Source organism: Achromobacter sp. 2789STDY5608621, assembly GCF_001299375.1.
Taxonomy (GTDB): Bacteria; Pseudomonadota; Gammaproteobacteria; order Burkholderiales; family Burkholderiaceae_B; genus Achromobacter; species Achromobacter insuavis.
This window is the reverse complement of record NZ_CYTU01000084.1, coordinates 1-12133: the sequence shown is the minus strand read 5'-3', so window position 1 is coordinate 12133 and position 12133 is coordinate 1. Positions and strand designations below refer to the sequence as shown.

Sequence of the window (12133 nt, the reverse complement as noted above, 5' to 3'; positions counted from 1 at the left end):
GCTACCGGCTGATGGATGACGACGTCCCTACCCCAGCACCCTCCCACTGCGGAAGGCGCATCTACACCATACAAGGATGACAACGGGGAAGTCCGGAGCGAACGCTCCGGACCGCAATCGTGGGCGCCCGCCATCGGGTCCGCCCGGCCGAGGGGCGACCTACGAAGCGCCTTCCCCCCGCCAACAAGCCCCTCTTACAGCAGCTTTCCAGGATTCATAATCCCCTTAGGATCCAAAACCCGCTTGATCTCCCGCATCAACCGCAACTCCACCGCATCCTTGCTATGCAGGAAATGCTCCCGCTTGAGCTGCCCGATCCCGTGCTCCGCACTGATGCTCCCGCCGTAGCGATTGACCTCGTCCAGGACCGCGTCGGTGATGGCGGCGCCGTGTTCGGCCACCCAGCCGCGGTCCGCGCCTGCCGGGCGCGACAGGTTGTAGTGCAGGTTGCCGTCGCCGAAATGGCCGAAGATGAAGGGGCGGATGTCCGGGTACAACGCGCGCACGCGGGCTTCGGCCGACACCATGAAATCGGGAATGCTCTCGATCGGCAGCGACACATCGTGCTTCAGGTGCGGGCCGTCGGCGCGTTGCGCTTCGGAGATTTCCTCGCGCAGCTTCCATAGCGCCTGCAGCTGCGCCAGCGACGCGGACACCGCCGCGTCCAGGCACAGGCCGCGTTCGAGCGCGGTGCCGATCACGTTTTCCAGCAGCGCGGTCAGGGCCGCTTCGTCGGTGGTGTCGGCCAGCTCGACCAGCACATAGGCGGGGTAGCGCTGATCGAACGGCTCCTGCACGCCGGCCGCGTGCGTCAGGACCAGGTCGAGGCAGTCGCCGGAGAAATACTCGAAAGCCTGCAGGCGCGCGCCGCACTGCTCGAACAGGATCTCGAACAGCTGCAGCGCCTGCGCCGGCGATTCGACCGCGGCCAGCACCACCGAGCGCACGTCGGTGCGCGGGTACAGGCGCAGCGCCACGGCCGTGATGACGCCGAGCGTGCCTTCCGAGCCGATCAGCAGCTGCTTGAGGTCGTAGCCGGTGTTGTCCTTGCGCAGGGTGCGCAGGCCGTTGAAGATCTCGCCGTTGGGCAGCACCGCTTCCAGGCCCAGCACCAGCTCGCGCGCCATGCCGTAGCGCACCACGTTGACGCCGCCGGCGTTGGTGGCGACGTTGCCGCCGATCTGGCTGGAGTCTTCGGCGGCCAGGCTCAACGGCAGCAGGCGGCCGGCGTCCTGCGCGGCGCGGCGCAGATTGCCGAGGATGCAGCCGGCTTCGGCGACCATGGTGTTGGCGACGGTGTCGATGGCGCGCACCGCGTTCATGCGGTCCAGGCTCAGCACGACGTTGACGGGCGCGGCATCGGGCGTGGCGCCGCCGCACAGGCCGGTGTTGCCGCCGCGCGGCACCACCGGCACGCCGGCCTCGCTGCAGAGCGCCAGGCAGGTGGCGACCTCGGCGGTGGTGCGCGGACGGACCACCGCCTGCGCGCGGCCGTTGTACAGGCCGCGCCAGTCGGACAGCCAGGGCGCGATGTCCTCGCTGGCGGTGAAGACGGTGTCGGGGCCGAGGGCCTGGACCAGGCGCTGGGCGATGTCGGTTGGGCTCATGATGTCTGCCTGGAGGCGGGAAAGAGGGAATCGAGGCGCAGGCGGCTGGCCGCCTGGCGCAGGTGGCGTTCGGCCATGAGACGCGCGCGCGGCGCATCACTGTCGCGGATGGCCTCGAACACGGCGACGTGTTCGTGGTGCACGGCGTCCGTCATGCCGGCCAGCTGGCGGCTGTTGGCGCGCGCGGTGCTGACAGCCAGGCGCAATTGCAGGTTCAGGTACTGCAGCAGGTCCTGGTAGAACGGATTGTGGGTCGCGGCCGCGATCGCCAGGTGGAAGGCGATGTCGTGCTCGACTCCGTGTTCGGGATGGTGCTGGTGATGTTCCAGGTCGGCCAGGGCGCTAGCCATGGCCTCCAGGTCGGCGGCGTTGCGACGCTCGGCCGCCAGCGCGGCGGCGCCGCCTTCCAGTTCCATGCGCAGTTCGTAGACGCTGGCCAGCTGCTCGCGGCTGACGGCGATGTCGGCGGGCACCTGGAAGCCCTGCGCGCCGGTGCGCGCCAGCACCACGCTGCCCGATCCCTGGCGGCTCTGCACCAGGCCCTGCGCCCGCAGGCGCTCGGTGACCTCGCGGATGACTGCGGCGCTGACGCCGTACTGTTCCGCCAGCACGCGGCCGGCCGGCAGCTTGGCGCCCACGGGATAGACGCCATGGGCGATGTCGCCCGCGATCTGGCGGGCGACCTGTTCGGTCAGGGTGAGGCTCTTGGTCAGCATAGCGGCCGAGTATAGCGCAGACTTTTCAGGTTATCTGATAACTTTGAAGAAACCGGGGAATGTGTCGTGCCTTGGGCTTGCGGCTTGAGGCGCCAGCCCTCAGGCCGTCGCGGCGGCGTCGCCGGTCTCGCGGACTTCGTCCAGGTCGGGCGCGCCGGCGACCGCGCAGCGGCGGCCGCCCTGCGCCTTGGCGCGGTACAGCGCCGCGTCGGCCGAATCCAGCACCGACTGCGCCTTGCGGTCGGCGCCGGAAATGATCGAGATGCCGATCGACAATCCCACGCTGACCCGCGTGCCGTCGGCCAGCGTGATCGGCTGGATGGCATCGCGCAGCAGATGGTTGCCCAGGCGCAGCGCGGCGGTGGCGTCGATGCCGGTGGCCAGCACGATGAATTCATCGCCGCCGATGCGGGCCGCGACGTCGTCCACCCGCAGCATGGCGCGCATGCGCTGGGCGATGGTTTTCAGCACATGGTCGCCGGCGGCGTGGCCGTGGGTGTCGTTGATGATCTTGAAATCATCCATGTCCATGTAGAACAGCGCGGCGGCGCTGTCCTGCCCGCGCGCGCTGGCGCAGATGCGTTCGAGCGCCGCTTCCAGCCCGGCGCGGTTGGCCAGGCCGGTCAACGCGTCCAGACTGGCGCGGCGTTCGTTCTCGCGCTCGGCCAGCATGGTGGACACCAGGATGCGGCGCAGCCGCTGCGAGGCGATGCTCATGCTGACCAGGTAGAACGGGATCTGGATGAAGACGATGGCGGTGACGTATTCACCGGCGAACAGCGCGCCCAGGCACATCGGCCCCAGGCTCAGGAAGATCATCGCGGCCACCAGCCGCGGCGCGCCGTAGTTGCGAAAGCAGATGCCGCCCGCCATGGCGCCGCAGGACACGCCGGCCAGCGTGGCGGCCAGCCAGTCATGGTTGAGGAAGGTGACGAAGACGCCGTAGCCGACGCTGAACGCCCACAGCAGCGCCAGCACGATATAGATGTCGGTATGGGTGTTGCCGCCCCGGGCGGCGTTGCGCAAGGCCGAGCGCAGGATGGTGACCCGCACCACCGCCAGCACGATCTCCAGGGCCAGCCAGGAGATATAGAGCGGCTCGGGCCGGCGCCAGGCGACCACGCCCGAGATCATCAGGGTATTGATGACGCCGCCCGCGAAGATGGGCAGGGTGCCGAACAGACTGGCAATCAGCGCGGCGCGGATGTCCGCAGGCGTGTCCTGCCCGGAATCCGTCAACCATCGGGTCAGCCGCCATTTCGGCAGGCTGAAGCTCAATCCTGTTTCCACTCCGATACGTCCAAAGCTGCCTGCCATGAGAGGAAGGCTGGCTGGCGTTATAGCAGGTATTTCAAACCTTTAATATTGTTCGCACGGATCATGACATGCAGATTTTACGGGGACAGAATATCCACGGGGCGGACGGATCAATGCCCACGGGTCCCGCAAACCGCGCACTCGGGATCGCGCTGCACGTTGACGCTGCGCCACTGCATGGTGCGCACGTCGAGCCACAGCAGGCGCCCCGACAGGCTCTCGCCCACGCCGGAAAGCAGCTTGAGCGCTTCGGCCGCCTGCATGCTGCCGATGATGCCGACCACCGGGGCGAACACGCCCATGGTGGCGCAATTGGCCTCTTCGACGTCGTCGGCCTCGGGAAACAGGCAGTGATAACAAGGCGCCTCGGGGTCGCGCAGATCGTAGACGCTGACCTGCCCGTCGAAGCGGATGGCCGCGCCCGACACCAGCGGCTTGCGATGCTGCACGCAGGCGCGGTTGATGGCGTGGCGGGTAGTGAAGTTGTCGGTGCAGTCCAGCACCAGGTCGGCCTGCGCCACGGCGTCCGACAGGGCCTGGCCCTGCAACCGCTCGACGCGGGCATGCACGCGGGTCTGCGGATTGAAGGCGGCCAGCATATCGCGGCCGGACTCGGCCTTGGGCCGGCCGACGCTCGCGGTGGTGTGGAGGATCTGGCGCTGCAGGTTGCTGAGCTCGACGACGTCGTCATCGGCCAGCGTGATGTCGCCGACGCCGGCGGTGGCCAGGTAGAGCGCGGCGGGCGAACCCAGTCCACCCGCCCCTACGATAAGCACACGCGCCGCCAGCAGTCTTTCCTGCCCTTCGATACCCAGCTCGTCGAGCAGGATGTGGCGGGCGTAGCGCAGTAGTTGCTCGTCGTTCATTTGTCCTTGCTGGGCTCGACTCCGGTCGGCGTGATCTTCATGCGCTGGGCGTTGCCGGCGCCGGGCTTGGCGTCGGCCTTGGCCTGGGCGCGGGCCGAGCCCTTCTGCACCGGCTTGCCGGCCAGCAGGTTGATCGCCTGCTGCAGCTGGAAGTCATCCTTGCCGCCGAACTCGAACACCTTGGTCGGCACGTCGACGTTGTCCTGGTCCGAGTTGGACTTCACTTCGTTGGCCGTGCCCGGGTTCGACAGGTGACGCTGCAGGTCGGCTTCGCGCGGCAGGCGGAACAGGTCGCCGTCGGCGGTGTCGGCCACGACGTAGTCGGGCTCGATGCCGGTGGCCTGGATCGAACGGCCGCTGGGCGTGAAGTAGCGCGAGGTGGTGAGCTTGACCGCGGTGGTTTCCGACAGCGGCAGGATCACCTGCACCGAGCCCTTGCCGAAGGTGCGGTTGCCCAGCACCTTGGCGCGCTTGTGGTCCTGCAGCGCGCCGGCCACGATCTCGGAAGCCGAGGCCGAACCGACGTTGACCAGCACCACCATCGGCACGGTCTTGGTCCAGGCCGGCAGGCCCGACAGGTAGTTGCTTTCGCCGCGGGCGTATTCCGACGGGGTCGCCAGGTACTTGTGGCGGGCGTCCGGGGTGCGGCCGTCGGTCGACACCACCAGGGCGTCGGCCGGCAGGAACGCGCCGGACACACCGATGGCGCTGGTCAGCAGGCCGCCCGGGTCATTGCGCAGGTCGAGCACCAGGCCCTTGGGGGCTTCCTTGGCGCCCAGGTCCTTGAGCTGCTTGGCCAGGTCGACGCCGGTCTTTTCCTGGAACTGGGCGATGCGCACGTAGGCCACGCCGTTGTCCAGCATCTTGCTGCGCACGCTGCGCACCTTGATGATGTCGCGCACGATCTTGAGCACGATCGGCTGCGGCCGGTCGGCGCGCATGATGGTCAGCGTGATGGGCGACTTGGGCGCGCCGCGCATGAGCTTGACGGCGTCGTTCAGCGACATGCCCTTGGTGGGCGTGTCGTCGATCTTGATGATGAGGTCGCCGGCCATGACGCCCGCGCGCGCGGCGGGGGTGTCCTCGATGGGCGAGATGACCTTGACGAAGCCGTCTTCGGCGCCGACCTCGATGCCGAGGCCGCCGAACTCACCCTGCGTGGCCGTCTGCATTTCGCGGAACGCGTCGGCATCCAGGTAGGCGGAGTGCGGGTCCAGGTTCGACACCATGCCGGAGATGGCGTTGTCGATCAGCGTCTTGTCGTCCACCGACTCGACGTAGTTGTTCTTGATGGCGGCGAAGACGTTGCTCAGTTGCCTGAGTTCATCCAGCGGCAAGGGGCTGCCGCGCTGGGCGACAGCCGTCACGCCCACGCTGAGCAAGACACCTGCCACCGCACCGATGGCAATCAGACCGAAACCGCGAAACTTGCGAGTGCTCATGCACACTTCCCGAATGGTTTTCGCCCTTGAGGGTTTTTGGCTTTACTGGGCCAGCCACTGGGCTGGATCCACAGGAGCGCCGCGATGGCGAATTTCAAAGTATAGGCCGGATTCCACTTGGCCGCCGGTTGCGCCTACCGTAGCAATAGTATCTCCCGTCGCGACGGAATCGCCCACCCGTTTGAGCAGACTTTGGTTGTAAGCATAGACGGTCAAATATTGCTGGCCATGATCCACAATGATGAGATTGCCAAAACCCCTCAGCCAATCGGCATAGACCACCGTGCCAGGGGCCACCACCTTCACCGGCGTGCCTTCGGCCGCGCGCAGCACCACGCCGCGCCAGACGCCGCCATCCGGGCGGTCGACCCCGAAGCGTCCCTGCACCTGGCCCCGCACCGGCGCGGCCAGGCCGTGACGCAGGCCGTTGCCGCCGCCCACCGGGGCGGCGCGCGGAGTCTGCTGGGTCGACGCACTACGGGTTGGAGCGGCTTCTTCCTCGACAGGTTCCGTCTTTTTGGGGGGATCCGCGGGTTTTGTCGCGGGCGGCGTCTCGGCCGGGCCGGTCAGGCGCGGATGGCGCGTGTCGGCCGGGCGCAGGCCGGCGGCGTCCGGATCGGCCACGACCACCGGGCCGCGGCCCTGGCGCGACGCGGCCTCGACCTGTTCGCGCGCCTCGGCGGCCTCGCGGGCCTCGCGCGCGTTGCGGTCGCGGCGGGCGTTGTCGGCCGTGGCCTTGTCGGCGGCCGCCTTGCGGTCGGCCTCGGCTTTCTTGCGGGCTTCCTCGGCGCGGCGATCGGCTTCGGCCTTCTTGCGCGCCTCTTCGGCGCGCCGGGCTTCCTCGGCCTTGCGCGCTTCCTCGGCGCGACGCCGCGCTTCCTCGGCCTTGCGGGCCTCTTCGGCCTGCTTGACGATGGCCGCGTCCAGGTCGGTGATCAGGCGCGACAGGCGCTGGTCGTCCCGCCCCAGTTTGTTGGCTTCGGCGCGCTGGGCGGCGATCTGGCCTTCCAGCTGCGCCAGCAGGGTGCCGCGCTCTTTCTGCTGGGCGACCAGGGCAGTCTTCTGCTCGGAGGTTTCGGCCACCAGCTTCTCGATCTCGGCGCGGCGGGCGTCGGCGCGGCCCTGCAGGGCCGCCAGGCGGTCGATATCGGCGCGCAGCGCCTCGACGGCGCGGGCGCGGGCCTGGGACACGTAATCGAGGTAGCCCAGGTTGCGGCCCAGCACCTGGGGATCGTCGCCGGACAGCAGCGCGGTCCAGGGCGACAGGCCGCTGGTGTATTGGGTACGCAACTGGTCGGCCAGCTCGACCCGGCGCTTGGCCAGCACGGCCTGCTGGGCCGTGATCTGCTTTTCCAGGCCGGACAGGTCGGTGGTCGCCTGGCGGCTGGACTCGGCCAGTTCCTTCAGGCGCAGATTGATGCGGGAAATCGCCGATTCCGACTGCTTCAAGGCGTCGGCGGCTTCCTTGCGGGCGGCCTCGCGCGTATCGATGTCCTTTTGCAGATTCTCGATACGGTCGCGCAGCTGCGCCTGCTGTTTCTCGGCTTCGGACTGGCGGCCGGCGAGATCGTTGGGCGCGGCGCCCGCCGGCAGCGCCCCGCCGGCCAGCATGACCGCCAACAACCACCCCGCCATGCGCACCATGGATATCAGTCCTTCTTAGCCTTGCCCTGGGCCGCGACCGCGGCCATGGCCGCCTCGATCTCGGCGGCATCGCCGAGATAATAGTGGCGGATCGGACGCAGGTCATCATCCAATTCATACACCAGCGGCTGGCCAGTGGGGATGTTCAGGTTGACGATGTCGTCGTCCGAGACGTTGTCCAGGTGCTTGATGAGGGCGCGCAGGCTGTTGCCGTGGGCGGCGATCAGCACCTTGCGGCCGGCGCGGATGGCCGGGGCGATGGACTCGTTCCAGAACGGCAGCACGCGCGCCACGGTGTCCTTCAGGCACTCGGTGGCCGGCAGCTGGTCGGCCGGGATCTTGGCGTAGCGGCTGTCGAAGCGCGGGTGACGCTCGTCGTCCAGCGCCAGGGGTTCCGGCGCGATGGCGTAGGCGCGGCGCCAGACCAGCACCTGCTCGTCGCCGTACTTGGCGGCGGTCTCGGCCTTGTTCAGGCCCTGCAGGGCGCCATAGTGGCGCTCGTTCAGGCGCCAGTTCACGCCCACCGGGGTGTACATGGCATCCATGGCGTCCAGGGCGATCCACAGGGTGCGGATGGCGCGCTTGAGCACCGACGAGTAGGCCAGATCGAAGGTGTAGCCTTCTTTCTTGAGCAATTCGCCCGCCTTGCGGGCCTGTTCACGGCCGGTTTCGGTCAGGTCGACGTCAGTCCAGCCGGTGAAACGGTTTTCCAGATTCCACTGGCTTTCGCCGTGGCGCATCAGAACGAGTTTATGCATGGTTTGGCACGCTTGTAACGCGGGTTAAAGTTGCGGAATGCGCTCATTTTATAATTGAGCGATTTTGCCCTTGATTTTGCCCCGGCGCACCCGTGAATTTGGCGGCGCGGCGCTTCAGGGTTCGCCCTTACCAGGCTAGACGCCGCCCTTCAGGATGCCCCGTGGACCTTCTGCAATTCTTGCTCGATAAAAACAACATCTTCATTGTCGCCGTAACCGTCGTTTCCGGCGTCATGCTGGCCATTCCCGCCCTGCGCAAGGGCCGCACCGGCTCGGCCGTCAGCACCACGGAAGCCATCCAGATGGTCAACCAGCGCCAGGCCGTGTGGGTCGACGTGCGCCCCGCCGAACAGTTCCAGGCCGGCCACATCGCCCAGGCCCGCAGCGTCCCGGCCGCCGATCTGGAACAGAAGGCCGCCTCGCTGCCCAAGAACAAGCCGCTGGTCGTGGTTTGCGACAATGGCCGTGATTCCGCCCGCGCCGCCGCCAAGCTGCGCGCGCAGGGCTTCGCCGACGTGGTGCCGCTCGATGGCGGCATGCGCGCCTGGCTGGCCGCCAGCCTGCCGGTCACCCAGAAGGGTTGAACGCGGGCGACGCGCCCCCATCTTATCGACAGAATCCGCCTGGAGCGCCTATGAATAAAGTTGTCATGTACAGCAAGGACTATTGTCCCTATTGCGCCCGCGCCAAGGCGCTGCTGGAGCAGCGCGGCGTGACCGACCTGGAGATCATCCAGATCGACCGCGAGCCCGGCCAGCGCGATCGCATGATCGAACGCACCGGCCGGCGCACGGTACCGCAGATCTTCATCGGCGATACCCACGTCGGCGGTTGCGACGACCTGATGGCGCTGGACCGCTCGGGCGGCCTGACCCCATTGCTCAACGGCTAACGCCCCTTTTTGCCCCTCCCACCAACGGAAACACTCATGGCTGATCAAGACCAAAACACCCAGCAAGAAGGCGGCAACGACGCGCCCTCGTTCAATCTGCAGCGCGTCTACCTGAAAGACCTTTCGCTGGAAATGCCGAACGCGCCCCACGTCTTCCTGGAGCAAGAAGCGCCCCAGGTTGAAGTGAGCATCACCGTGGGCGGCCAGCGCCTGGCCGAAACCGTGTTCGAGACCACGGTCACCGTCACCGTCACCACCCGCATCAACGACAAGGTCGTGTACCTGGTCGAGGGCACCCAGGCCGGCATCTTCGAAGCCGCCAACATCCCCGAAGAGCAGCTCGATCCGCTGCTGGGCATTGTCTGCCCGACGATGCTGTACCCGTACCTGCGCGCCAACATCGCCGACGCGATCACCCGCACCTCGATGCCGCCGCTGCACCTGACCGAAGTCAACTTCCAGGCCCTGTACGAACAGCGTCTGGCGGAACTGCAACAACAGCAAAGCAACGCCAATGGCAACGGCAGCGACTCGGGCATCATCCTGCCCGCCAGCGCCACCCGCCAATAAGGCAGACCGCGGCGCCCCATGAACCAGCCCACTCCGCCCAGCCTGCGCGTCGCCGTCCTGGGCGCGGGCAGCTGGGGCACCGCGCTGGCGGCGGCCGCGAGCCGCCGCCACCCCACCGTACTCTGGGCGCGCGATCCGGCGCAGGCCGCCGACATGGCCGCCCGCCACGAAAACGCGCGCTACCTGCCTGGCATCGCCCTGCCCCAGGCACTGACGATTACCCCTGATCTCGACGCCACGCTGCGCAGCCTGCAACAGGACGGCGCGGCGGGGCTGATCATCCTCGGCGTCCCGGTGGCCGGCCTGGCCGCCACCTGCGCGGAACTCGCGCGCCGCCTGCCCGCACTGGGCCTGCAAGACACGCCCATCGTCTGGACCTGCAAGGGCTTTGAAGCCGACACGGCCAGGCTGCCCCACGAAATCGTGCGCGAGGCCCTGCCCGGCGCCGTCGGCGGCGTCCTGTCGGGTCCGTCGTTCGCTCGCGAAGTCGCCCAGGGACTGCCCGTGGCGCTGACCGTCGCCAGCGACAACGCCGCCCTGCGCGCCGCCACCACCCAGGCCCTGCACGGCGCCGCGCTGCGCGTCTACGCCAGCGGCGACCTGGTCGGCGTGGAAATGGGCGGCGCCCTCAAGAACGTCATCGCCGTGGCCTGCGGCATCGGCGACGGCCTGGCGCTGGGCACCAACGCCCGCGCCGCGCTGATCACCCGCGGCCTGGCTGAAATGACGCGCTTCGGCGTCGCGCTGGGCGCGCAGCCCGAGACCTTCGCCGGCCTGACCGGCCTGGGCGACCTGGTCCTGACCGCCACCGGCGAACTGTCGCGCAACCGCCGCGTCGGCCTGGAAATCGGCGCCGGCCGCAAGCTGGCCGACATCCTGGCCAGCGGCATCACCGCCGAAGGCGTGCGCTGCGCGCGCGCCGCGCTGGAACGCGCCCGCGCCATCGGCGTCGAACTGCCCATCACCGAAGCCGTATGCGCCGTGCTGTTCGACGGCGTCGCGCCCATGACGGCCGTATCCACTCTGCTGGCGCGCGACGCCCGCGACGAACACGGCAACGCGGGCTGACACCGCCCGCGCTCCCGGACCCCATCCCCGTCCTCATAACAACACGACGCACGACACCCAGGAGACATCCTTCATGACGCAAACCCGCACGTTCCGGGTCGGCCCCCTGCTGCGCGGCCTCTGCCTGAGCCTGGCGGCCATCCTGCCCGCCGCCGCCCACGCCGATTGGCCTGACCGCCCCATCCACATGGTGGTGCCGTTCCCGCCCGGCTCATCGCCCGACATCCTGGCGCGCACCATCTCGGAACCGCTGGCGCAGGCGCTGGGGCAACCCATCGTCATCGACAACAAGACCGGCGCCGGCGGCAACATCGGCACCCGCATCGTCGCCCAGGCCAAACCCGACGGCTACACCCTGCTCTACACGATCAACGGCCCGCTGGTCACCGCGCCCACGCTCTACAAGAAGACGCTGGGCTACGACCCGCTGCAGGACCTGGCGCCCGTGACGCTGGTCGGCACCAGCCCCAATGTGCTGACCGTGCCCGGCAACCTGAAGAACGTCAATTCCGTGCAGGACTTCGTCCGCATGGTGAAGGAACACGGCAGCTCGCTGAACTACGGCTCCGTCGGCCCCGGCAGCTCGGCCCACCTGGCCATGGAAATGTTCAAGGAACGCGCCGGCATCGACATGGCGCACATCCCCTACGCCGGCTTCCCGCAGGTCATCAGCGCCATCATCGGCGGCGACATCCAGGCCGGCTTCATGGTCCCCGCCATTGCCGTGCCCCAGACCCGCGACGGCAAGGTCAAGATCCTCGCCGTCACCAGCCTGCAGCCCAGCGACACCCTGCCCGGCATCCCCACCATGGCCTCGCAGGGCTACCCCGACTTCGAAGCCATCTCCTGGAACGCCATCCTGGTCCCCGCCGAAACGCCGATGCCCATCATCGAGCGCCTGAACAGCGAACTGAACCGCATCATCAACAGCGACGCGGTCCGCAAGCAGATGGCCCTGCAATACTTCACCCCCGCCGCCTCCACCCCCGAGGCCCTGACCGTCCGCATCCAGGACGAAAAGGCCCGCTGGGACCAAGTCATCCAGAAGCTGAACCTGTCACTGGACTAAGCCCGCAAGCCCTCTCCCCCAAAGATTGCCGGCAAAAACGCCAAGCAAACAACTCGCCCCACCACCCGCGGTCAAGTCACGACGCGAGCGAGTGACGGGGCAGGCGGGGGATGGCGGGGCGTGTAGATGCGCCCGAGGGAATCTGAAGGAACAGCCGAAGGCTGTGACGAAGATGACGAAGGGG

At 68.1% G+C, this 12133-nt stretch carries 12 protein-coding genes; 5 read left to right on the top strand and 7 right to left on the bottom strand.

The window, feature by feature from the left end; genetic code table 11:
- Positions 1–194: 194 nt before the first annotated feature.
- The 7 genes from AOZ53_RS32465 to gpmA all read right to left on the bottom strand — a co-directional run bounded on the left by AOZ53_RS32465 (position 195) and on the right by gpmA (position 8350).
- Positions 195–1607, bottom strand: a complete 1413-nt coding sequence (locus AOZ53_RS32465) for an FAD-binding oxidoreductase (RefSeq protein ID WP_054490975.1) — start codon at positions 1605–1607, stop codon at positions 195–197.
- Entirely contained in the window at positions 1604–2323 is a 720-nt protein-coding gene (locus AOZ53_RS32460) for a FadR/GntR family transcriptional regulator (protein ID WP_054429333.1), read from the bottom strand. The genes AOZ53_RS32465 and AOZ53_RS32460 overlap by 4 nt, the downstream gene beginning before the upstream one ends.
- Positions 2324–2422: 99 nt before the next feature.
- Positions 2423–3601 (bottom strand): GGDEF domain-containing protein, encoded by a 1179-nt coding sequence (locus AOZ53_RS32455; protein WP_082385866.1) that lies wholly within the window; start codon positions 3599–3601, stop codon positions 2423–2425.
- A gap of 149 nt (positions 3602–3750) precedes the next feature.
- Positions 3751–4506 (bottom strand): HesA/MoeB/ThiF family protein, encoded by a 756-nt coding sequence (locus AOZ53_RS32450; RefSeq protein WP_054474869.1) that lies wholly within the window; start codon positions 4504–4506, stop codon positions 3751–3753.
- Positions 4503–5948, bottom strand: a complete 1446-nt coding sequence (locus AOZ53_RS32445; protein ID WP_054429330.1) for a S41 family peptidase — start codon at positions 5946–5948, stop codon at positions 4503–4505. The genes AOZ53_RS32450 and AOZ53_RS32445 overlap by 4 nt, the downstream gene beginning before the upstream one ends.
- A 42-nt stretch (positions 5949–5990) precedes the next feature.
- Complete coding sequence (locus tag AOZ53_RS32440; RefSeq protein ID WP_082380366.1) at positions 5991–7592, bottom strand: murein hydrolase activator EnvC family protein; 1602 nt, start codon at positions 7590–7592, stop codon at positions 5991–5993.
- A 5-nt stretch (positions 7593–7597) separates the two neighbouring features.
- Positions 7598–8350: a 2,3-diphosphoglycerate-dependent phosphoglycerate mutase gene (gpmA, locus tag AOZ53_RS32435; RefSeq protein ID WP_035359662.1), complete on the bottom strand. Its 753-nt coding sequence runs from the start codon at positions 8348–8350 to the stop codon at positions 7598–7600.
- 161 nt (positions 8351–8511) lie between these two features.
- Between gpmA and AOZ53_RS32430 the strand changes: the two genes are divergently transcribed.
- The 5 genes from AOZ53_RS32430 to AOZ53_RS32410 all read left to right on the top strand — a co-directional run bounded on the left by AOZ53_RS32430 (position 8512) and on the right by AOZ53_RS32410 (position 11949).
- Positions 8512–8934: a rhodanese-like domain-containing protein gene (locus tag AOZ53_RS32430; RefSeq protein ID WP_006391754.1), complete on the top strand. Its 423-nt coding sequence runs from the start codon at positions 8512–8514 to the stop codon at positions 8932–8934.
- Between the two features lie 50 nt (positions 8935–8984).
- Positions 8985–9242, top strand: coding sequence for a glutaredoxin 3 (gene grxC / locus AOZ53_RS32425; RefSeq protein WP_006391755.1), 258 nt, complete (start codon positions 8985–8987; stop codon positions 9240–9242).
- Between the two features lie 36 nt (positions 9243–9278).
- The gene (secB, locus tag AOZ53_RS32420) at positions 9279–9812 is read left to right on the top strand and encodes a protein-export chaperone SecB (RefSeq protein ID WP_006391756.1); all 534 of its coding nucleotides are present in this window, start codon (positions 9279–9281) and stop codon (positions 9810–9812) included.
- An 18-nt stretch (positions 9813–9830) separates the two neighbouring features.
- On the top strand, positions 9831–10880 hold the full coding sequence (locus AOZ53_RS32415; RefSeq protein ID WP_054429329.1) for an NAD(P)H-dependent glycerol-3-phosphate dehydrogenase: 1050 nt from the start codon (positions 9831–9833) through the stop codon (positions 10878–10880).
- 73 nt (positions 10881–10953) lie between these two features.
- The gene (locus AOZ53_RS32410) at positions 10954–11949 is read left to right on the top strand and encodes a Bug family tripartite tricarboxylate transporter substrate binding protein (RefSeq protein WP_054429328.1); all 996 of its coding nucleotides are present in this window, start codon (positions 10954–10956) and stop codon (positions 11947–11949) included.
- The last annotated feature ends 184 nt before the right edge of the window (positions 11950–12133 follow it).